15 protein-coding genes and 1 pseudogene are annotated in these 23,941 nt (G+C 47.9%); 2 read left to right on the top strand and 14 right to left on the bottom strand.

Annotated elements, in window-relative coordinates:
* Positions 1-145: 145 nt before the first annotated feature.
* Positions 146-874: a DUF3334 family protein gene (locus N5E87_RS11645; RefSeq protein WP_086903284.1), complete on the top strand. Its 729-nt coding sequence runs from the start codon at positions 146-148 to the stop codon at positions 872-874.
* 260 nt (positions 875-1,134) lie between these two features.
* A complete protein-coding gene (locus tag N5E87_RS11640; protein WP_086903285.1) occupies positions 1,135-2,175 on the top strand; it encodes a LacI family DNA-binding transcriptional regulator in 1,041 nt (346 codons plus the stop codon).
* 112 nt (positions 2,176-2,287) lie between these two features.
* On the opposite strand, the gene N5E87_RS11635 is transcribed toward N5E87_RS11640, so the two are convergent.
* From N5E87_RS11635 to N5E87_RS11570, 14 genes and pseudogenes are all read right to left on the bottom strand, one after another.
* On the bottom strand, positions 2,288-2,926 hold the full coding sequence (locus N5E87_RS11635) for a 3'-5' exonuclease (protein ID WP_086903286.1): 639 nt from the start codon (positions 2,924-2,926) through the stop codon (positions 2,288-2,290).
* 81 nt (positions 2,927-3,007) lie between these two features.
* Complete coding sequence (locus N5E87_RS11630) at positions 3,008-3,457, bottom strand: hypothetical protein (RefSeq protein ID WP_086903287.1); 450 nt, start codon at positions 3,455-3,457, stop codon at positions 3,008-3,010.
* Between the two features lie 143 nt (positions 3,458-3,600).
* Positions 3,601-3,981, bottom strand: coding sequence for a hypothetical protein (locus N5E87_RS11625; protein WP_086903297.1), 381 nt, complete (start codon positions 3,979-3,981; stop codon positions 3,601-3,603).
* 64 nt (positions 3,982-4,045) lie between these two features.
* A complete protein-coding gene (gene recD / locus N5E87_RS11620) occupies positions 4,046-6,169 on the bottom strand; it encodes an exodeoxyribonuclease V subunit alpha (RefSeq protein WP_086903288.1) in 2,124 nt (707 codons plus the stop codon).
* Positions 6,166-9,990, bottom strand: a complete 3,825-nt coding sequence (gene recB, locus N5E87_RS11615) for an exodeoxyribonuclease V subunit beta (protein ID WP_086903289.1) — start codon at positions 9,988-9,990, stop codon at positions 6,166-6,168. The genes recD and recB overlap by 4 nt, the downstream gene beginning before the upstream one ends.
* Positions 9,990-13,709 (bottom strand): exodeoxyribonuclease V subunit gamma, encoded by a 3,720-nt coding sequence (gene recC / locus N5E87_RS11610; RefSeq protein ID WP_086903290.1) that lies wholly within the window; start codon positions 13,707-13,709, stop codon positions 9,990-9,992. The genes recB and recC overlap by 1 nt, the downstream gene beginning before the upstream one ends.
* 109 nt (positions 13,710-13,818) lie before the next feature.
* A complete protein-coding gene (locus N5E87_RS11605) occupies positions 13,819-15,921 on the bottom strand; it encodes a DUF3488 and transglutaminase-like domain-containing protein (protein WP_164718015.1) in 2,103 nt (700 codons plus the stop codon).
* Positions 15,922-15,962: 41 nt separating this feature from the next.
* A complete protein-coding gene (locus tag N5E87_RS11600) occupies positions 15,963-17,048 on the bottom strand; it encodes a DUF58 domain-containing protein (RefSeq protein ID WP_086903292.1) in 1,086 nt (361 codons plus the stop codon).
* Positions 17,049-17,098: 50 nt separating this feature from the next.
* A complete protein-coding gene (locus N5E87_RS11595) occupies positions 17,099-18,010 on the bottom strand; it encodes an AAA family ATPase (RefSeq protein ID WP_086903293.1) in 912 nt (303 codons plus the stop codon).
* 204 nt (positions 18,011-18,214) lie between these two features.
* Positions 18,215-18,364, bottom strand: coding sequence for a hypothetical protein (locus N5E87_RS11590; RefSeq protein WP_164717956.1), 150 nt, complete (start codon positions 18,362-18,364; stop codon positions 18,215-18,217).
* A gap of 214 nt (positions 18,365-18,578) precedes the next feature.
* Positions 18,579-20,027 carry a TIR domain-containing protein gene (locus N5E87_RS11585; RefSeq protein WP_279775333.1) on the bottom strand — a complete coding sequence of 483 codons (1,449 nt, stop codon included), beginning with the start codon at positions 20,025-20,027 and terminating at the stop codon, positions 18,579-18,581.
* 313 nt (positions 20,028-20,340) lie between these two features.
* A pseudogene (locus N5E87_RS11580) lies at positions 20,341-21,345 on the bottom strand (transposase).
* Between the two features lie 179 nt (positions 21,346-21,524).
* Positions 21,525-21,857 (bottom strand): 50S ribosome-binding protein YggL, encoded by a 333-nt coding sequence (locus tag N5E87_RS11575; protein ID WP_086904702.1) that lies wholly within the window; start codon positions 21,855-21,857, stop codon positions 21,525-21,527.
* Positions 21,858-22,873: 1,016 nt separating this feature from the next.
* Complete coding sequence (locus N5E87_RS11570) at positions 22,874-23,758, bottom strand: AraC family transcriptional regulator (RefSeq protein WP_086904700.1); 885 nt, start codon at positions 23,756-23,758, stop codon at positions 22,874-22,876.
* Between the last annotated feature and the right edge of the window lie 183 nt (positions 23,759-23,941).

Below are 23,941 nucleotides of genomic sequence, written 5' to 3'. Positions count from 1 at the left end.
TCATACTAAGTATTGAACAAATTCAATTGGTTATGTGCATAACGAATACCTCTGTATGCGCAGTGTTTCTAATTAGTTGTTTTAGTTTTGATTTTTTACTCTTTTACGCGCAAGATTAATCAACTGTTAAGTTTGAGAATCGATTATGACGACAAATACTATTGTGACTTCTGATGACATTCTGTTGAAGTTATGCCACTCAGTTGCCCACGTGTTATCCAGCACCAGTGCCAGCCATGTAAGCCACGCCGGCATGGTGCAGAGCATTGCCCGTACCCGCTTGAAGCCCGATTTAGGCTGTTTTTCGATTTTTGATGGTGGCTTTTCGGGCCTCGTCGTGATCAACTTTTCTGCCCCTGCGGCCATCGAAATTTACCGCCGTTATATGCTCAATATGGGGATGCCGGAGGAAGAGCTTGCCTTCTCCCACACTTCCGATGAAGTGGGTAACGTGATGGGCGAGTTGATGAACCAAATCTTGGGTGACTTTATCAATAAGATTTCTAAGGAACTGCAAACCTCGATTAGTCAAAGTCAGCCAAAAATGTTAACGATAAACAAAGAGTTGACCATTTCAATCGATGCAAACTTAGACGATGCAGTCGCCAGACGTGTGTCGTTTAAAACTGAAAATAATCATATTTTCTACCTCGAGTTTGCCATGGATAAGACCGAGTTTATCAAGCTGGATGAGTTTGAATTCGACGAAGAGTTCGATCCTGACAGCTTGCTCGAACAGCACGGTTTAGGCACTAACGGCGCTCAAGGCGCGGATACACCATCGCCTTGGAGTCGTATGGCTGACAAACCTGCGATCAGTCAGCAGCATGCCGGCATGGATGCCGATGACTTGCTTGATGAGCTAGGCATTTAGTTCGGGATTTAGCTCGGGTTTTAGCTCTAGATGTAATACTGGCTGGCTCATAAGCTCTGCATCGCATTCTTAGGTATGTAAAGGTTAAGTGTTTTGTGATGTCGATACAAGTATGCTTGTATCGACATCACAAAACCTTAGTATTCCCGCCAAGATATTGATCTCTGCTAACTTGTTAGTCAGTTGTAAACCCTTCGGCTATACAAGTCATTCGAACTGTTTTAGTATCGCCACAAAATAATAATTATGGTGACCTTGCTATGGCATCGAAAGCGACCTCAATCGATATTGCTTATCGTGCTGGTGTATCCCAGTCTACGGTTTCCCGAGCCTTGAGAAATAGTCCGTTAGTCAATTTAGAAACCCGTCAGCGGATCCAAGCGATTGCCAAGGAACTCAATTACAAAGTCGATAAAAACGCCAGTAACCTGCGCACCCAAAACAGCCATACTTTAGCCCTGTTGTTGTGTGAAGATCCCACCAATGATGATTCACTCATCAACCCATTCTTTCTGTCGATGTTAGGCTCAATCACGCGGGCGACAGCGCAACAAGGTTATGATTTACTTGTGTCATTTCAGCAACTTTCCAGCGATTGGCATGCCGATTACGAAGACAGTAATAAAGCCGATGGCATTATCTTACTGGGTTACGGCGACTATATGGATTACGAGCAAAAGCTCGAAAAATTGCTGGCACAGAACACCCACTTTGTGATTTGGGGCGCGGAGCATAACAATAAATCCGTATTATCCATCGGCTGCGATAACCATCAGGGCGGCCTGATTGCCACTGAGCATTTAATTTCCCTCGGGCGTAAGGATTTTGCGTTCCTCGGTGGCGCATCGAGTCATTGCCCTGAGTTTAGGGACAGATATTTAGGTCATGTCAAAGCACTGCAGTGCGCAGGACTGACTGTGGATCCTCGTCGACAGATTTCGGCTATCAGCACCGAGGGCGCAGGTTACGATGCTGCCTTGGAGTTGCTTGATAAAGGATTGAATTTCGATGCGATTTTTGCCGCCAGTGATTTAATCGCCATCGGTGCGATTCGCGCTTTAAAAGAGAAGGGGATCTTGGTACCCGAGCAAGTCGCCGTGGTGGGATATGATGATATTCCCGTGGCAAGCTTTGCCAATCCGCCGCTAACAACCATTAAGCAAAATACCCAGTTAGCGGGTGAGATTTTAGTGGAAAGCTTACTCAAGCTTATTCGTGGTCAAGCGGTGACCCCGCAATTAATCCCAACGACCTTAGTGGTACGCAGCTCCTGTGGGATTGATCATACGCCGCTCGCTTGAGTCGCATCCAGTTTGATTTAATCACAAAGCCGAGTGTTATCAAACACTCGGCTTTTTATTGGACACTTTTCTAAGCGTGTCAGATTGGAGCCTAAACTGAATCGGTGAGGGACTAACCTCTGGCGTACTGGCGCAAAAACTTAGGCACCTCGGCCTTAGTCTTGGTCATGATTTTCTGCATCAGGCTAAAGGGCGGTTCAGTAATCGCATACCCTTGTTTAAGATCGGCCAGCATGCGCAGCCATAAATGCCCCGTCATTTCCGCGTCCGCCAAGGCGCGGTGAAAGGTGCCATCGGTTGGTAGCTGCTTATGGCGCACTAGGGTTGCCAACTGATGATTGATAGCCTCAGGGTATAGCCGTCTTGCCAGCAGGAGTGAGCAGCCAAATTGACCGGGATAGTGGTGGCCTATCTGGGCAAATTCGGCATCCAGAAAACGTTGATCGAAAGCCGCATTATGGGCCACCAGATGATGTTTACCGATAAACGCGGCAAAACGTGCCATCACCTCGGCGCAGGGCGCCGCATGGGCGAGCATTTGATTGCTGATCCCGGTGTAATCTTCGATAAAACTGTTTATCCGAAAACCTGGATTCATTAATTCTGAAAAGCGCGCGGTTATTTGCCCTTGTTCAATCAACACTGCACCAATCTCAATGGCGCGCGCCCCTTGATTGGGTGAGAGCCCCGAAGTTTCAAAATCGAGTACCACAAGGGTATTCGCGGGCGAATAGGTTGGCGTTTGGGTCATAAAATCAACTTTATTGGTATGGCACTGTTAAGTATTGAGTTTGTCGTATTATAAGAGTGTTTTATTGAAAAGTTATCTTTTTCAGGTTTGCTTGAAAGTTAAAACCCATTCATCTGATAATTTTATATCATATGAATATGCACCTTTGTGAACCTTAGTTTTTTCGCTGGAATGTTCAAAATTAGGATTTTCTACATTCAGTCTGTAATGATAGCTGTAACCGCTAAATCCAAAACCAAATCCGGCGCGATAGAGGGAAATCAAACATTTACCATTTTTCTCTGTTACATCTATTCCGGAAATATTCAATTCATCTAAGTAGTCGGATAATGCTTGATTGTTTAAATTTTCTAAGTTATTGGTTCTTATAGGTCCATTCTTTGAGTTGATGACACAAGCTAATTCTTTAATCTTCTCAAAAATCAGTGTGTTGTTATTAAATTCTTCAATAAACTTTTCTTCATCACCTCTGTTGTCAATAAATGAATAAGCCAACAATGCCAATAATATAACCAATAGAATATATTTCATTTTTACCTACATAAATAATATGACGGATATTGTCTTAATGGAGCTCTATCCAATGATTAATTGATTAAGTAGAGAGTATCTATTCCACAGTCTACTTGACGACTAGCTTACCTGCATACATTTGGTCTGTTGTATTAAGCAAACTAGACTGGGTAATCCAAATCGAGGTTGATATTGAGTCCTAATTGATAGGCGTGGTCTTGCATCAGCTTGGTCATTAACGCGGTATCCGTCAGTTGCGACAAGGTGATGGGGCGAGCCTCCCATCGCGGTGCGTGACCAGCATAATTGCAATGGGCAAGGTATAAGCGGTGCTGACTTTGATGTAGGGTAAAAAAACGCATATCACAGGTGGCGGCAATAGTTAAATACGGTTCAAAATCAAGTTCGTATACTTGCATTGCATCAAATTCAGACCAAGAAATATAACGTGAGCATTCGTAGTATTGTGCGGGTAATTGTGCCTCAGCGTTAATGCCATCAAATAAATTGATGGCATCTTGCATCTGATGCAGTTTAATCATGGCTTGTTCCGTCAATCTAAATCTCCTTTATCTTTAATTTTATTACTGTTAGTCAATGAGTTAACTATTCATTGGTTATGGATTTATCGCGCCAGAGTCTATCGGCTAAACCTGAGGCTCGCTGGGTAGCTTGCTGGCTTGCGCGCTCAAAGACTTGTCGTGTGCCTAAACAGCTAAAGTGTTGTTTTGCGCGGGTAATAGCGGTGTAGACCAGCTCCTTGGTGAGCAATTGCCACTGTATTAGGCTCGGATTGGGTGGAAGAACGAGAGCGACTCGATTAAATTCACTGCCCTGACTTTTATGTACCGTCATGGCGTAGCAGGTTTCATGGCTAGGCAGCCTTGCGGGGAGCACTTTAAGCAGTTTGCCATCGGCTTTGATAAAGTGGGCCATCAGGCGCTCTGGCCTGTCTTCATCCTGTAAAATCAAACCAATATCACCGTTAAACAGGCCTAAGTTATAGTCGTTGCTTTGGATAATAATCGGCCGGCCAAGGTAAAACTCTTGCTGGGGATGGATAAGCTTTGCCTGAGACAGCGCTTTAGTCACGGCTTGATTGATACCTTCGACACCATAATCGCCACTGCGCATGGCGCATAGGATGCGATATTGGTTAAAGCGGGCAATGGCTTCGATGGCGCTTGGCACACTGCTTGGATTTGAAACTTGCAGCGGACGTAAATACTCGGCGTATTGCTCACAGGCTTGTGTTAGCAGGGCGTGAAGGCCGCTGTTGTTTGCAGGCTCGCTGATTTTGGCTTGGGTCTGGCTCAGATCCATACTGTGTTCTAGCCAAGTAAGCTCGGCTAGTCCCCGTTGCCATACGGTCAAAATCCCCGCGAGATCGGAGCGGTTCACCGCACTGGCTAATAGGCCAATGCCGGCATCGCCCTTAAATCTGTGGCTGTGGGTCAACATACAGAAACTGTCGCCAATCTTTGGCTCGCGATGAATATAGGCACGTAGATCAAAGCCGGTGAGCTTGCTCAATTGCTCGGCCTGGGCTTGGCTATAACGCATTCTCCATTCAGAGTGTTGGTCCGACTTGTATTTTAGCCCTGCGCAAATATCGGCGAGCACGGCGCCTGCTTCTACCGAGGCGAGTTGGTCCTGATCCCCAAGCAGTATCAAACCCGCCTGTGCGGGGAGGGCCGTGAGCAGCTTATACATCATAGGCAAATCGACCATTGAGGCTTCATCGACAATCAACAGATCTAGCCGCAGGGGATTGCCTTGATGGTGACGAAACTGCGCCGAATTGGGGATAACCCCCAGCAGACGATGTAAGGTTGATGCCTCTTCCGGCACTTGCTTGAGCGCGGCTAACAGCGCTTGGGTTTCGTGACTGTGTACTTGCTCGTTTGTCGCTTGAGCCTGTTTGAGCTCCTGCTCGAGTCTTGCTTTCGAAGCCTTTATCGATTCGCTTAATCGGGCGGCGGCCTTACCCGTCGGGGCAACGAGTCTTATCTGTTTTGGTGAGTCTAATTGCTGTAACAACAGTAATTTAGTTACTGTGGTGGTTTTGCCCGTACCCGGGCCGCCAGTGATCACCGCCAGCTTCTTGCCGAGCGCCGTTGCCGTCGCGACCTTTTGCCAGTCGATATGAGGCTCAAGGGCTGATGTTGCATGGGAAGATGCGGCGTTTGGAAATAAGTAATCGAGCTGCCTGCGTAGCGGCGCATCTGAATCTTTATCGGTGTTGTTGACGGGTTGACTCGAAGAGAGCCTCGTCAGGGCACTGGCCACCTCGGTTTCGAAATGATGATAACGCTCAAGATAGAGTCGGCCGCCATCAAAAATCAGTGGCTTATTACTGTGAGGTTCACCAACCGCTTCAAAATTTTCTAGCCTTGCAATCAGCTCTGGCAGGCTCAAACGGATCTGGCAGTGATTAACCGGCTCTGCCAGCGGATTGGCTGGCACTATATGTTCGAGCACTAGGCAAGTATGTTGGGCAGAGAGCTGTTGACTTAACAGGGCGCAAAGCAGCATAAACAGCGGCTCTTGAGCATCATTAGGGTGAAGCCTTGCCATCTCAAGGGCAAAATGGCGATCCAGCGGGGTGATCAGCCGCTCCTTTTCCCAGTATTTGAGTAGCTCTGTGAGCGGCGCCTTGAGTCTAAGTGCGCCAGCTTCGACCCATGGGGTTGATGGGGCTTTAGGGTGATTGAGTTCGCTGCTAATCATGCCATTGCTCCCGTATCCAGTTGAGCATCGGACTTTTTATTTGAGTCAGTTGTTGCCTCTAGGCTGCGCTGAAACAGCGCATCTAAGGCCAAAATAAGCGCCTTGGGTGGTTTATCGTAATAAATCCCAAAGCCTGGATATTGCACCGACATTCCCCGTAAAAACAAATAATAACAGCCGCCGATATGGGTATCGTAATCATAATTGGGCAAGCGCATCGCTAAATAGCGGTGCAGGGCGAGGGAGTAGAGAATATATTGCAAATCATACCTATGGTCGCTAATCGCCTGCTTTAGCGCGCTATGATGATAGGCCTGAATATTATCCCCCAGATGGTTCGACTTATAGTCGGCTATATAAAACTTTCCTTGATATTCAAAGGTTAAGTCGATAAAACCCTTAAGCATGCCCTGTAACTCGTCAAACTGCAGCTCGGTATCGTAGCCAAATTGCCCTAGGAGTTGGTTAAGCTCTGTATCTTTTAAGCGATTTAATGGCAGGTAAAACTCCATCTCGACTAAGGTGTGCTGCGGTGCGAGTGCGGCTAAACACAGTTCGGGATTGATAAGCTGATTATCCTGCGCCATTAACGCCAGCGGAGCTTGTAATACCTCAAGGTACCAATCTTCTAATACGGGTTGCCATTCGGGGGCAATACCATATTGCAACATGGCCTTGGGTAGCTCTCGGGGTAGGTCTATTTCAGCTTGGGTAAAATCAATTAACTCAAGCACTAAGTGCATAAAGCTACCCGCGTTGGCGCCGCGCTCAAAGCTAAAGCGATTGAGCAGAGGTTGCGCTTGCGGACCGGCAGCCTCTTGCAACAAAGCCTCTTGCCACAAGGGGGCTGGCCATAAGGGATCAGCTGCGCTGTTTGCGGTATCTGTACCCAATACGGCGTTGACTTCATCATCGGCTCCGGGTGTGGCTTTCGCGTGGGGCGCATTTTTAACTAAACCGGAATAACTGCCGACGCGCCATGGGGTACGATACTGACGGCTAACCTTACGGGCACTCAAGGTTTGAGAATCACTTCCCCCCGTATGCAGCTTGTTAGCCTCTATGTCATCGGCCACGACCTCAATGCTGATCGCAGGCGGACTCGACTCGAGACCCGCGACCAGCGCCTTGGCGGCATGTTGCAGACGCGAAAAATCACAATCAGTGTCAGCTATCCCAAGCAGATAACCGATGGCGGTTTCATGCAGCTGGCTTTTAAGCCCCGCCTTTAACATGCGGCTATGGTTGGCGATGTACAAATAACACAGGTACACGGGGCGGGTGAGCGCCACATAGAGCAGACGCAGATCTTCGGCTAAGGTTTCCTGCTTTGCCTGTTCCCAACCTTCATCCGTGCCCTCTAAATCCCACACCAGTTCCTGCGCGCCATCGGCATTGGTTCTGTGGTAGAGCATAGGCGTCGGGCGGCGGCGATTATCCCGCGCGAGGCTGACAAAGGGCACAAAGCACACTGGGTATTCCAGCCCCTTACTCTTATGGATGGTGACGATTTGCACTAAGTTTTGCTCGCTTTCAAGGCGTAGCTGCTGCTCATCTGTCCCAGTGTTATCAATCAGTTGTTGCTCATACCAGTTGAGCAGGGCACTGATCCCATCAATTTCGGTCGCCTTTTGCTGCAACAGCTCGGCTAAGTGGCGAAAATCCGTGAGTCGACGTTCGCCATTGCTCGCCTCAAGCTGAGCGGCTGCATCTTGCTCCGCTTGGTCAGTGCTTGTCGAAGCGGGAGAATGCAGCAGTCGCGCAACCATCTGGGTTGCATTGGCTAGGCTGAGCAGCGCCGGCATAATGCCGCGCTTTTGCCAGATCTGGTGCAGCTCAAAAAACTGCTCTAGCAGCCTTTGGCGCTGCTCTTCATCTTGGTTAAAGGCATGAATTTGTTCGGCGCGATAACCAAGCAGGGCGGTCGCAAGGGCGCTACGCAGGGCGCGCTCGTCCTTGGGGCTGGCCAAGGCGCGCAGAATGAGCGCCATTTCCCGCGCTTCGACGGTTTCAAATACGCTGTCGCGACTTAAAAAGACGGCGCCAATCTGGCGCTTGCTGAGCGCGGTTTTCATCACGGCCGCTTCGTTTCTATCGCGTACTAAGATCGCGATATCTTTGGCAATTAATGGCCCTTTGGGCGTGCTGCATTGGCCATTGGCGGCCTGCGTCAGTAAACGGGTGATTTCGGCGGCGGTGTCTTCGGCCAAGGTTTGCCGTGCACTGGCCTTATTAAGCCCAGTTTCGCCTTCACTCAAGAGTTTTAACCGCAGCGCGGCGCTATTGGGCGCATGCTCAACGAGTTGTTTGGCCGCCGCACTGGCAGGCGTTTTAACAGGATCGAAGGGAATCGATTGGCTGATAAAAGGATCCGAATGCTGGGCGAATAAATGATTCACCCCCAAAACCAGATTGCGGCTCGAGCGATAGTTAGTGTCGAGGAAATAGTGTGCTTGGGTTTGTCTGCGCGCCTCGATATAAGTGTAAATATCGGCGCCGCGGAAAGCATAAATCGCCTGTTTAGGGTCGCCAATCATCAGCAGGCTTAATTTGCTATCCGTGCGAGGCTTAGGTTCGACAGCCGGATCTTGAGTATCAATCCCCAAACGGGTTTGATAAATCCCTGAGAAAATAGCAAATTGCAGTGGATCCGTATCTTGGAACTCATCGATAAGCGCCACGGGGAAGCGGCTCGCCACTGCCTTAGGTAAAGTGTTGGGATTGGCCTGCATTGCTGCGGCCAAAGTGGTGAGCAGATCATCGGGTGTCAGTACATTTTTCTGCTGTTTTTGCTTGGCAAAACGCTCGCTGATCCCTTGTTTGGCGCTATAGAGAAATGCGGGTTTTATCGCGTTAATCAGCGCGGCTAACTGCTCCATATGGTCAAGCAGCGGCGCCTCGCTCGCGCTTGGGATCACGCCACCTTTATTCAGCTTAAGCTCGGATAGTGACAGCGCTTCTAGCACTTTAAGTGGCGGCAAGCCGTGGCCAAAGGCTAAGAAGTTGTCCAGTTGGTCGAACATTTCCGCCAATTTGGGGTAATTGTCGCTCGCCTTACCAAAACGTTGACCGTTAAGCGGCAGGCGATGAAGTAACTCTAACAGTGCGTCGCGGCCACACGGCCAAGCGAGTTTAAAGCGCTGCACACTCTGGCTTAAGGACTCAGCCAAACGAGCAAAGGGCTGCACGGGTTTAAGCGGTTTGGCCTCACTGGCACCGAGCAAGGCTCTCAGCTGCTTGACTAATCCGTCGGGATCGCCAAATTCGCTGGCAATAATTTGGGCTAAATACTCCGGCAGCGGATAACAGGCCTCACGCCAAAAATCCCGCACCGCATGGTGCAAAAACTCGCTGTCGTCCAAGGTAAAATCCGACTCGAACAACAATGATGATTCGAAGGCGAGATCGGCCAAGATCCGTTGGCAAAATCCGTGAATGGTAAAAATCGCCGCTTCGTCGAGGGATTTGAGCGCCAAATCGAAGCGTCTCAGGGCGATAGCGCGCTCGGCTTCAGGCGTCTTATCGTACAGCGCCTGCACAAAAGGATCGTTAATCTCAAGCCCTAAGAAACACTTAAAGGCCACCTGAATGCGGCGGCGAATCCTGTCCCGCAGCTCCTCAGTGGCGGCATTGGTAAAGGTCACGACCAGAATCTGTTCGCAATTAAGCGGTTCGCTTAAGCCATCCCCAAGCAGTAATCTGAGATACAGGCCTGAAATGGTATAGGTTTTACCCGTGCCCGCACTGGCCTCGATTAAGCGACTGCCGCCAAATGGTAGGGTGAGCGGATCTAACGGCAAAGCGGGTGATATCTTAGTCATCAGACTGCTCCCTCTGAACTGGCGGTTGGGGCTTCATTCAGGGCAAATTCCTCGAGTTGGGCGAGGGTATCCTTATGGTAGAGGCTAAGCATTGGCCGATAGATGTCATCGGCGAGCTTGCCAAAATGTGCCTCGGTAAAGTCGTCGGGAAAATGAAACAGCCGCTGATAATGGGGATCTGTGCCTTCGCCCAGTTCACCTTGCTCGTCCAGCCATTCGCTTTGCGCCGCTTCGAGCCGGGCTTTGTGCGAGTCTTTGCTTGGTTGCGGGTCTTCCTCTTCATCCGCCTCAGCGCTGGCATAGGCGAGGGAGGTTCTTGGCATAAAACACAGGGGATGAATTTGGCCCTGATAAAAAAGCTGTAATAAGTTGGCGAGCTGCGCATGGGCAAGCGCTGGCGTAATGGGCGCGAGGGCATGAAAATGCCCCATATCCAGCAGATAGCTAGGTTGCAGGTAGCTAGGTTGAGCCACTCCTGCGGCCATCAAACATAAATGACGCAAATACAAGGCTAAAATATCCCGCCCATGGGCACTGCCGGGGCGGCAAGTGACCAATCCTTTAGGGCTGATATCATCGATTCGACCTTCGAGGATCACCCTCTTGGCTTTTAACTGAGTCCCTGCATTCTGATGGGGTAACTCAAAGCTGAGCCTAATATCGGCATGGCGGGGAGCGACATCGCCGCGCATAAACAGGGTTCTGCCAATCAGCGGCGCGATATCATGGCTGTATTGGCGCAGCAGCAGATCATCAAAGGGCTGCATTGGCAAATTACCACTGGCTTTAAGGCGCTGTAACAGTTCAGCGCTGGGTTCGTTTTGCCCTTGCTCAAGCGCATCGCCAAGGAGTTGAGCCTGTAATAAATAACGCTCTAACGCATTAAGACTAAAGGGCTCATCGTTATCATCTGCTTGAATATTCAGGTTTAAATCGACTTTCAGGGTACGATTAAAGAAATACTGCGCGGGATTGCGAAAGAAGCGAATAAAGGCCGAGATATCGACATGCTCTGCTTCGCCAAGGGGCTCAATATCCTGAACACTATCACCAATTGCGTCATCTTCGAGCACTATCTGGGTATGGGCTTCAATAAATCGGCCATGCTGTAACTGGCTATTGCTATTGGGCGGACACCACTGCTGGCTATAACTCTGTTTTATCCCGTGGGAGACGGGGGCTTGCGGCAGTGCTGCTTGATACAGTTTAGGATCAAATGGTTGCAGCGGCTGATGGCTCACAATAGCCTCAAGCAATGCCTGTTGGGCATCTTCGTTACTGACATTAGAAGCTTGCGCCGTGTGTAACTTTGCCGAAAGCGATTCAGGCAGATAACATAACTGGCAATATTCTATTAGCTCGGAAACCAGCATAGATGGAATACGCTCAGAGTTATCCCGTTCGCTACGGCCAATATAACTGATGTAAAGCTGCTGGCGTGCTGAAAGCAGCGCCTCTAAAAACAGGTATCTATCATCTAATCTGCGGGAGCGATCGCCTTTGCGCGCACCAAAATGCGCCATTAAATCAAAGCCCACAGGATGTTGCACTCTAGGATAGACACCATCATTCATCCCCAGCAGACAAACCACCTTGAAGGGAATCGAGCGCATCGGCATTAAGGTACAAAAATTCACGCTGCCCGCGAGGTATCGTTGGCCGACACGTGACTCGGTTAAGCGCTGATTAAACCAGAGCGCCAACACTTCGATGCTTAAATCTAAGTCGTTGGCCTGTGCACCCATATCGGCAGGGCTGGCGGCAAGCAGTTCTTGCTCTAAGGCGGCAATTGCATCGCGAATTTCTTGCAGCTGTTCACGCTCGTCCTCATCGGGGGCGTAAAAGGCATTTAACAGCTCGGTGAGTTCGAGTAACCGCAGTGAGGGCGCTTGCGCCTTGGCTAATACTTGGGTGGTCTCATCGAGGACTTCAATAAAATTCAACAGTTTGCCAAGGGCCTGTGCCGATTGGCCCTCCACCCCAGCCACGGTTAAATAGTGCATTCCCTGCGGGGATGATTGATACAGCGGTGCATCGTCCCTTAAGGCGTAACCTAAGATTAAGCGTTTTATGCCAAAGGCCCAGGAGTTTTGCTCGAAGGTAGGCACACCCTGTTTGAGGCGGCTCTGTTCATCGCGGCCCCAACGCACCCCTGCTTCATCTAACCAGCGGCGAATAAGTGGCAGCTCGTCTTCTTCGAGCTGAAAACGTCGCAAAATGGCAGGGACTTCGAGAATGCTTAAAATATCCGTCAGTCCGAAACGGCTCTGATTAATATTGAGTAAATTCAAAAAGCTATTTATGAGTGGCGATTCCTGCGCAGCGCCGCGGTCGGCAATGGCATAGGGGATATATTCCAGTCCCTGTTTGGCTGCAAACACCGCATCGATATAGGGCGCGTAGGCGGCGACATCCGGCATCATTACCACTATGTCTTTGGGCGTGAGTTGGTTGTCGCTATCCAGCAGATCGAGTAAATGATCGTGCAGGGTTTCGACTTCCCTAAGTGGGCTGTGGCAACTCTTGATTAGAATCGAATCATCGTCGGCTGTTAATACCCGGCGATTCGCGACCTCTTGATATAGCTCAGCATCTGGCCCGAGTACGCGATCGAGTGTCTGCATTTCTAAAATATCGTACTGCACCCCGGCCAGCATGCTTGCACGAGCGTGGGGATCGTTAGGATCGCCGCAGGGCTCGCAGTACACATCGTCGCCAAAGTCACAGTGCTCTGGGGGCAGCTCGAGCAGCATATCGAGTAATTCGCGGCCCATCTTGCCATTGTTGGCGAGCAGGGGATTGCCGACTTCGAGTTTATCTTCCCATTGTTCAGCTAATTGGCGTTTTCCGGCATATTGCAATGCCATACGCGCCCGATGGCGTGGGTCGATAATGTCGCCCCAGTAATGCTGACAGGGGCTCAGGCTTAAGATAATCACATCGATGCGGCTCGCGAGCTGGTGGAGCACATCGATGGTTTGGGGCGCCATGGAGGAGATCCCAAAAACAAATAAACGTTGCGGCAATTTTGCGAGGGAATTGGCGCTATCCCCCAATGCAGCAATCAAATCCTGATGCAGATTGGCCCTGTGGTAGTGGCTTTGACGCAGCTCATCACGGTTGTAGGCAATCAGCGCGCGCCAGAGGATGGGTTGCCAGCTTTGCTCCTCATTCAATTTGAGTGAATCGAGCGGTTCATTGGCTTCCCACGCGGCAATCCAGTCGGGGCGGTAAACCAAATACTGGTCGAAGATATCGGCGATGCGGCCGCAAAGTTGGTAAAGCTTAATATCATCGGCGTTTACGGCACCATGTTGATGGTTGCTATGGTTGTCAGCCACGCTCGATTCCAGATTATCTAAGGTATGACCCAAATAATGGCGCAGTGGCCCAAAGGAAGGTTCATCCAGTAGCCGTGGCAGTAACTGCATCAGCTTCCAGGTCATTGCCGCCTTAGTGAAGGCGTTTTCCTTGGGGACATTGGGGAGTAAATCGTGGCACAGTTGCCAAATAAAGCTGGAAGGTAGCGGGAACTCCAGTGCGGCGGCAATACCATTTTGTTTTGCAATTTCAAGGCGTAACCAAGTCGACATCCCAGGGCTTTGCACCAAAATATGCTCACTTTGCAATAATGCCGCGCCGGGTAGCGGCTGGCGCAAATACGCGGCAAGATGGGCACAGAGCACTTCCATTTGATTGGATTGGATTAACTTCAGCATATTCGACTCACGATTTGGGATTGCTGTTATGCATAGCAAAGTGGCTTGGCAATTCTATGTGACTGATTTATAAGATTCAACAATCTTGTCCCCCTGCGGTTTATCCCGCCTATTTTAACTGTTTACTCGGGCCAAATAGTCGCCAGTTAAGGGTTTTCGCGGCGCTATTAAAGCGCTTTAACGCTGCTTGATAGTCATTGTCCGCAAGCTGTTGGTATTTCAGCGCGACATAGCTTTGGGTCAAGGTGTCAAACTCGCGGCAAAACTCTGGGGATTGCTGCTGATGCGTGTCAATAAGCTGGGCTGCAAAGGCGTTCGGGCCAAGGTGAGCGGGGCGATTGATGCCAAATTTACTGAGGCGCTGGCAAATGCGTTGGTACTTGGCGCTGATGGGATCCTGCTCCCGTTTAAAGCGAAACAGCCCCACGCTGTAGGCGATATAGAGGCCGATAAGGCTAATACAGACACTCATAAACACCGCCACCTTGGTTTTTGTGACATCCCCTAAAATGCCGCTTAACACTTTGTTTTGCCGCTCCTGATTGAAACCGAGCACCCAGAGACTCCAGTAATAATCGAGGCTGGCAAAGCGCTGCCTTAACTCGTTGAGCCAAGGCATAGATTTAAAGCGCAAACTGCTAAAAGGGCTTTCTTGCAGGTAGCTTTGTTCGGGGGAGAACTCGGCATCGAAGCCTTGTTCTATACGGTTAGGGGCGACCATGGCTGTTGGATCGAATCGTACCCAACCTTCATTTTCGAGCCAGACTTCGGCCCAAGCGTGGGCCATGTATTGATACACGCTCAGGTAATCGGCCTGCGGGTTGTATTCGCCCCCTTGATAGCCGGTGACCATACGCGCGGGTAAGCCAGTGGCGCGCGCCATAAAGATAAAGGCGGAGGCGTAATGGGCGCAAAATCCGGCTTTATTTTCAAACAGAAAATCATCGACTTGCTGCGGGCCAATGGGCGGCGGGGTGAGGGTGTAAAAAAACGGTTCGCGATTAAAATAACCCATCATGGCGAGCAAACGCTGCTTGGGCTCGGGATAGTTGGCCTTAAACTCGGCGGCGAGCGCCAGAGTTTTGGGGTTAGTGCCCTCGGGCAGTTTCAGGTTTATTTGCCGCTGTTTGGCCGTTAACTTGAGATCCATTTGGGCCTTGGGCCAAGAACGGGCACTGTAGCCCAAGCGCTGATCGACATTACGTAGGGAATAGAGTCGATAATCGGGTAGGTTAATGACCTTTTCATCTTGGCTATAGGCCACATCGAGCCCAAATAACCAAGGCTGGTGGCTAGGTTCCACAATCACTTGATAGTCGTATCGCTGCGGCGCATGACTGCCTGTATCATCCGTCATCGCTGTGGGGAGCTGCCGCGCGGGATCGGGTCTTGAGGGCGGAAAAAACAGCGCATCCTTTTGAATTTGTTTGATGCCGACATCTTGGCGCCAGGTTTGGCCGTCGTAATCTTCTAGCACCAGCGCGCGCCAATAGAGTTCGGCTTGGATGGGCCTCGCCTCGGTAAAGCTCACCCTAAAGGCCAGTGCGGAGGAGCGGGTGAGTTTGCTGATATCGCTCACGGAAAGGGTATCCGAGAGTCCAGTTTGGGCTTCTTTCATATTCGGAACTAGCCAAAGCGGGGCAAAGCGCGGCAAGACTAAAAACAGCAGTAACGCTAGTGGCACACTCTGCAGCAATAATTTAGCGCCAATCCAAGCAGTATGCTGCCAGTTGTGTTTGCTTTGATACAAGGTCACCAGCACGCAGGTATTGATGATAGTGACCCCAATTAAATGCACGGTATTGAGCATGGATTGGTGATCGATAAAGGTCAGCGCAATTAAAAAGTAGCCCACAATCACCACGGCCCGCACATCTCGGACACTGCGCATCTCAATGTATTTTAAGGCATAACCTAAAATTAGCAGGTTGACTAAGGCATTTAATAGTCCAATCTCACCCGATACCAACGCAAGGGTAATCGCGGCGCCAATGGCAAGGCTTGTGACCAAGTAGCGCGGTGGCTTTGCCACTTTACCGACATAGATGCCGACTCGCCACACGAGGCAAATGGCGCAGATCCCAAGGGTCCAAGGTGTCGTTTTATCAAATAAGGGGCTGAGTACCGCAATATTGGTGAGCAGCAACCAAAACAGCGTCTGGCGGCTGATATTGTCACCCGTCTGCGGCCCATTGGCATGATAGCTCGTCATCTTGGGAGGATTAGCCCTGTGATGTGTCGTGGCTTGCGTTGTCATCGCCGCGGCTCCATTGTTGCAGAACGCACGCCTTCCCCATGGGGAGGAAGCGGATGCTGATGCTTAACACCTTGGTTATTCATCAATTTATCGGTTTTATCCAGCGTGCTGATATCTTGCCCGTAGAGTGCGAGCGCCCTTTGGCAGGCGATACGATGGGCATTGCCCGTATCGGGTGTGAGGATAAGATCTTCCGCCCCAACACGCTGCAGCCACAGACCAAAATATTGCTCCTGCTGACTCAAATGGTTAACTTGCCAGCTGAGCTGACCTAATTGCTGTTCAAGCTGCGCGGGGTCGGGGACTAAGGTTAACCATACGGGATCGCCTTGAGGCTGCTCGAACTCCTTGGTTAGCATGCCACGCCCTTGAGCCCATTGTTTCCATGCCACTTGTTTGAGGGATTCACCGAGCACATGGGGCTTAAGCCCTTTGTATTCATCGATGCCGGCGATGTATTTTCCGGCTCGTTCTAACCGTTCGTCTTCACCGGATTCGGTCGCCGCCTTTAGCTGTAAAGGGCTTTCAATCGGGTGGGCGTAGACGATGTGCGCATTATCGAGATCAATATGGGACCAAGCGCGGCAAAGCCCTAAGGGATAAAAGGATTCAATCTTAAGTCGGCCAGGCGATACCAGACCACGGCTGCCATGGGCAAATGAGACCAGAGCTTGCACCTCATCCGCGCCGACCTGTTTAAGTAAGTACGCTAAATTATTGGGGTAATTTAAGCTGATATTGTGGCTGCTGTGATTTGAGGTGAGCAGGACTGGAAAGGTGATGGTTTCGCCCGCATACACCTCGGGCGCCGTGAGCGCGCGAAGGCGCAAACCCGCGAGATTTTTATAACTGTAAAGGATGCAGGTATTAAATAGACTGAGGAGCAAAATGCTCAGGCCAATTACAAGATTGTTTTGATAGTTAGTGCCAAACAGATACAACAGCAGTACCAGCCCAAGCCAGACTAAACCAAAGCCACTGGGCAGAATAAAGATGCTGCGATGGCTGAGGACAAACTCTGAACTGGGCGGCATGCGCCTTGCCAACCAGCGTTGCCAGAAAGCCGTCAATACTCGTTTCATCCTGTCCTCATCATAGTGTGAGCATCCTTATCGATATGATTAGCAAGGCATTACATGATGGGATTGACGCTGGCGAGGATCCGCTCCGATAGCGCTTCACCCTGCAATTGGCTGCTGGTGCGCAGTCGATGTTCGGCCACACTGCAAAACACCGCTTGCACATCTTCGGGGACTAAATAGTGTCTACCCTCTAAAAATGCCCATGCTTTAGCGGCTTGCAATAGGGCTTTAGTTGCGCGGGGCGACAAGCCGACGGCATCGGTTTGATTGCGCGAGTCATGCACTAAGGCCAAGACATAATTGAGCAGTGCATCGGACGCCGTGACTTTGTCGCATTGCTCCTGCAACTGGGTTAACGCTAGCGGGGTTAAACATTGGGGTAAATTATCGAGGGTTTGCGGCGTTTGATCGCTTTTTAGCATCGCCAGCTCCGCATCATGGCTGGGATAACCGATAGAAATCCGCATCATAAAGCGGTCGAGTTGGGATTCGGGCAGCGGAAAGGTGCCCGATTGTTCCGTGGGGTTTTGTGTGGCAATCACAAAAAACGGATTGGGTAATCTGTGGGTGACGCCATCGACCGAAATTTGCTGCTCGGCCATTGCCTCGAGCAGGGCGCTCTGAGTCTTAGGGCTGGCGCGGTTAATCTCATCGGCCAGCACCATCTGTTTAAAAATAGGGCCGGGATGAAACACAAATTGCGCTTGGTGTTTATCAAAAATCGATACCCCGAGAATATCGGCGGGCAGCATATCACTGGTAAATTGAATACGTTGATAGCTAAGGCCTAGGCTCTGGGCGAGGGCATGGGACAGGCTGGTTTTACCCATGCCGGGCAAATCTTCAATTAATAGGTGCCCACGGGCGAGAATACAGGCGAGGGCTAAGCGAATTTGCCGTGGCTTGCCTAATAATACTTGTTCAAGTTGTTGTAATAGTTGGCTTAAACCAGAATGTGCCACGGGAGACTCCTTGTGCATGGATGAGGTCATTCGCTCTACCACTATGGCGGAATATGACGCGCTTAGCCAGTCGCTTTTACTGTGAAATCAATCGGCTTAGTGTGATTCTTACCGTCCACAGAGAGGTGAGCCAAGGCATTCCATTATCTTCACGCTGTATGATTTGAGGCTGAAAAGCATTACAAATGAGTTCACTAGAATTTGTCAGTGGAAGAATGGTTGTTTAGTGTTATGTTCTTTTAGCACGAATTTACAGGCGAGCCATGGTATTTGCTCAACGACGCGCAGCAAGTCCATCCGTGGATGCTCGACCGCCCGATCCTTGGGGCGGACGGTCGTCTCGCTAATTGCCATGGCTCACCTTGTTTGCATCGGTGTCGCCTGTGGGTTTTAAAGAAAGACAGAACAAATTTGGGACAAAAACGTTGTAGACCCTTTACCCTAACTCGTCAGTTTCGGATTAAAATTTTTCTGGGCTAACGTCCTAATCAGAGGCAATAAAATAGCTGGTTAAAATAAGCTACGAAGGAGCAAAACCAGCTGTTTTTTTGTCCTTTAAATTGGCTTGTTATGCACGACTACACAATTGGGCAAAATTCATTAATTCCAAAGGAGATATCCTCTCGTAATCCCACTTAGGTACATAAATCTTCTCATCTCTGATCGCCTGCGCAAAAGCTTCTAAATCCGCTTTTGACTTTACACCAAGGATGCCAGTTATTCTGTCGAAGTATTCTTTGGATTCTGCTCTTAAAAACAACTCAAAAGTACCTCCTCGGAACGATTTAAATACGAGAGTTTCTGGCCACCACTCTTGCCTTCTCCCTTCGTTAAGACCGTGCATTGCTTCTGTGACATACAATACGAAATCAGCTTGCATCATTTGCTCAAATGAAATCCCCGAATCAGAACATCGTTCCTTTAATATATCGGCGTGCAATGAAAGGCGTCTCAAACGCAATCGCGAATTTCTATGATCCAGTGATTTAAGGTAATGTCTGAAAATACCATAAGACCGCATTTTACTTTGACCAGATCTTGGGCTTCCTTCTTCAAAGTAGCGCTGAGTAAGCAGGTGTTCAACAACATCAAAGCGTTCATATTTGAGGAAAATAGTAATACACAATAAAAAGCATTCTTGAACAATGAATTGAAGGTTATCCCAATCCCATTCATGGTATTGATTGACGCCTTCAGGACAGTCTAAATATTTAATCAAAGATTCGAAAAATTTATGTATTACAGGAATTGTTCTTTTATTTGTATCATATTGAGCCAAAGTAGAAAAAGCTTCGATTAACTCATTATGGATAGGCATCGCACTAGAGATACTATCAATAACTTTCTGATCAAAGTCATTTTCTCCACAACTAGGTTCAAGCCGGAATTTCCCAATACCTGATGCTAGAATATTGAAATACTCTAATATTGCACCATGAGCATGTGGCCTAGAATTTTTGACAGCTTCTGTCATTCTTCGAAAAGCAACACTAGTACCTATTGAGATAGATTTGTCTTCTTCCAGAAATGCGGGCTTATTACCTAACTCTGGTTTTACATTTAATGGCTTGTCGTACACCCAACGTAATAATTGTTCAAAGTTTTTTCCATAAAGATCTTCGTCAGATAAATCTATATAAATCCTTGACTTGTAAAAAACAGGTAGCTTTGTATTTCCTTCTTGGTCTCGTTTTGCGATCACAGCTACAAACTTATTCTGCTCTACACTTTCATAAACTTCGGCTGAAATTATCTGAGTTTCAGTCCCAACACCACCAGTTCTTTTATTCGCCTTTTCACTGTATTGTTCATCAATGACTAAAATGACTTTTTTAATTTCCTCATCGGTTACCATTTTCTCCATGAAAGCATTTGCATCATGACCTTCTTTTAGATCCCATTTGTCAAGAATGACATCTACACCACTTTCACGTAGTTCTGAACCTAGACGAAGAACCCATTCTTCATGGTCAGTACTTGACCAGCAATATGATATAAATAATTTAGGAGCAGACATTTCTAGAAGATATCCCTATAGGTTGTAGAGTGCATAAAATCTTTTTGTGCACATGCGCGTTTACCTCATTGGAGCAGTGAACGATAAATCCAGCCACCCAATTTAGATCAACAACATAATGCACTTTCCTTTTACCTACAACTTGTAAAAGTTAACTTTGTTTAAAAAAGAACCATCAAAGTTACAGGGACAGTATCTGAGACAATAAATTACGCTAATCCCTTAAAAAATGGAGCATTTCAGACGAGGTAAGTCATCCCTTAGTGCTTAGGATGTGTTCTGGATGGGGCTTTTGAAGTGATATAAGCAGTAATCAGTTACTGTTAAAGTGCTGGCAGTTTGCCGCAAAATGCCGTCGTCGCTTTTCGAGATGTTCGCAGTAATCGGTCAGTGCTTGCAATGTGCCTACAGGGCCATGAAATAGCTTGCCAAAATCTGTAGTCAGCTTGAGCCAATTGTCATGGGGGATATTTAATCTGTTCAGTATCTTGCTGCTATTTTCACTGATTTCACCTCGTTTATCATTGCGAATAATTCGGCGGTATCATCGACTAATTCGAGGTAATCCATTAATGAAAACGCAATGCCATTGGGTTGGTCGTCGCACTCGTTACCGATAAAAGGCAGGAGATTGCTCGGCTGCTCACCTTTTAATGCCGCCCGAATACGTAATTGAATACTGGTATGGTCGGATTGTTCAGGTGTATCAGCGAGTTGCGCTCTAATGGGACTTTCTTTTAATAAAGAGTAATCAACGTAAGCCATATAGGCTAATACTGCGGCTTCATCGAGTAGGGCTTGGGATTTAAACCGACCTTCCCAGAACCTGCCAGTGCAGTTATCCTCTTGATTTGCTTGCCTTGCTATTGGTTCATTTAAACAGCGCATAAACCATGAAATATCACACAAACGACTACGATAAATGGCAATTGAATGCTTTAATCTGCTGACCTCATAGGCTTCAACTAACTCACCTTTAGCGAATTTGTGCGTTAACTCATCGCCTTTAAACGACTTATGCCATTGCTCAAGCACTTCGCGGTCAGTCCAACGATTTGCCGTCTCGATATCGACTCGCAGCACTACATGCAGATGATTCGATATCACCGCAAAGGCTGCAACATAAATAGCAAAAACTGCTTCAAGTTCAAACAGTAGCGATTCTACCCAAGCGCGGCGATGGTCATAGTTTTTACCCGAATAGGCATCATCGCCACATAAAAATGCCCGCCGAACAACGCGGCTACAACAATGGTAATAGGGACTGATGTTAAGGTGAGAGTTCAAGACTTATCTGAGTTCTGCGAGGGCGCGGCATACAAACCTCCTTGTTCAATGCTTAACCAAAGAATAGTCGAGGGTTAACTACTGCACGATTAAAGCTGGGTGTCTAGTTTTGCTATCTAGTTTTGCTACTCACAAACACAACAGCCGAAACCAGTGCGGCTCATTGGAACAGCAAACGTACCGCGGTGACAGTCTCTCTTGAGGGATTTGTTATATTGCGGAGTTCACGTCTACTAATGAGCTTAATTTAATATTTTTACATTCAGGCTTATTCATAAACCACATTTCTATTTCCGCTCTATCCTCATGGGTTACAGAGCCATAACGACCTTCAGCTACAACAAAACAGTCAAATTTGCTATGACTTACCCCACCGCCAATCATAAGATTTCTAGCCTCAATAAAGTCGATAAATTCATCAATAAACACATCGTATTCAGGTTCATCTTCAATACTTAAATCACAAAAGACCGAAAAACCATAAACGGTAAATTCATCGCTATATAATTTTTTCCTTAATCTTCGATTTCTATTTTTTGCCATTTTTACTCCGAATTTTTTCTTGCACATTAATAGTTGTCTAAAATTACCGCGAAGGAGAAAAAGCCAACTTTATTTTATCCTTGTCAAACAGGTTTTTATATGAACTTTACTAACTATTTCACACCATCTTTTTTTAATAAATTGTTAAACCGCAAACACATTACAATTATTGGAACTTGTAAAAAAGCAAAACAATACCCAGAAGCTTTTAAGGCCACTGTGTAGTCATAGTTAACAAGTTGCAATAAACCTAATAAAACACAAATGCTAGCAAAAAAAAGTTCCATACGAATGGCGTAAAATTTTAGGAGTTTAAATCTATCGTTCATAGTATCTGTGCATATGACGTCTTAGTATTTATGCGCTGCGCTGTTTGCAGGGGATAAATCGCTTGTTGAACTTGGCCGCAGCCATATCCATGTTAATTGGTATAAATGATGCTATAGGAATTTGCTTTTTTGCGGTAGCGGTTTTTAAACATTTTTGGACGTAATTAATTGATATCGTTTTAGCGTTCTCATTTTTCGCGCTTATTTTTTTGCTGATGAATCGCTATCTAACAACTCAAAACGCCAAGGAATACACCTCCCCTCGGAGTTGCCGCTGGGCGATTAGACAAATTGCGTGAGTCTCGCCATGGATGGCGAGCTAGCTTTCACAGGTGCAGGGACGCATCCTTCGGAAGCGATAGCAAATTTGTCAATGAGCACAAGGGGCTTTCAACTCCGTTAGGGGCGTCTTGGTGCATCAAAGGCTGTTTTGAGCGCGAGATAGGGATATCGAGCTGGCAGTTTAACATGGACGTTTTTGATAGGACGAGCAGTCTTCCTTGGTCGACTCTTGATTATAAATCAGGGGGTGAAGCCCCACGACTTTGATTTTGATGAAAGCATTCAAACTACGAAATAATGGGATACATAACTTCTCAGTTCTTTTCGATAGGCAAAACTTTACTAGGCTTATACCCCTCTTGAACTGCTCAGCGTTGTGACTGTCCTGATGATGCGCCAACAATCTTAGACTAGCGCAGACCCCTCATGATGAAGCTCAGCAGGACCATAACCAAAATAACGCTTAAACTCGCGGCTAAATTGTGACGGGCTTTCATAGCCTACGCGATAGGCTGCGACATAGGCCTTGGTGCCTTGCTGCGCGATAAGATATTTGGCTTTGTTTAAGCGCAGCTTCTTAAGGTATTGCAGCGGGGTCTCGCTGGTCACGTCTTTAAATGCTTTATGGAACTTTGATGGGCTCATGCTGGCGAGTGCTGCTAGCTGCTCGACATCTATTTTCTCCGCATACTGACGCTCAATAAAACGCAGCACCTTTGTGATTTTATCAAAATCACTATTCGGTGTTGCCAGTGAATAAAGCACCGCCGCCTGATCGCCATTAAGGGCGCGATAGATGATTTCATTCACTATTGAGGGGCCTAAAATTTGCGTGTCATTTTTAGACTTTAAGCAACTGACCAAGCGACACACGGCGTCTTTCATCTCTTTATCTAAGAATGCTGGCCCAATGGCGCGATTCAATTTTTTGCTGTTATCACTATTGGACCGCTGAAAACCAATTTGATCAATCATGTGGTATAGCTGCTCAACATCAATCTCTATGTAAATACCCAGGAGCGGTTCTTCCTTGCTGCCGAATGTTTCACATTCAAAGGGAATCGACACCAGATTAACCAAGTAATTATCTACGTTGTAGACGAATGATTCTTTGCCTAGATAGCCCACCTTTTGACCCTGCGCCACTATGTAGATCCCCGGTTCATAAACCATGGGTGTTCTTGGGCTTTGGGTGACGACTTTGAAAAATCTAACCCCCTTCAATGCGGTTTCAGTGGCATCATTTTCAATCAGGTCTAAGTCAGCCATTAGTTCGGCGAGTTCAGTCATGGTCGGTCCCATCTGCAATATTGATCCACCGAGAATCTATAAAAATCTGCTCCAAATAGGAAGCCTAAAACAGGAATAGGCAAGTTACTGCGAGGAACGTGCATTCAAGGTTTTACTGTCGTTGCTTAATATCATCAAAACGAACTTAGCTCGTACTGCCACGAATGAATAATGAGTGTCGTC

The organism is Shewanella sp. GD03713 (assembly GCF_029843705.1).
Taxonomy (GTDB): Bacteria; Pseudomonadota; Gammaproteobacteria; order Enterobacterales; family Shewanellaceae; genus Shewanella.
This window is presented reverse-complemented; position numbering and strand designations above follow the sequence as displayed.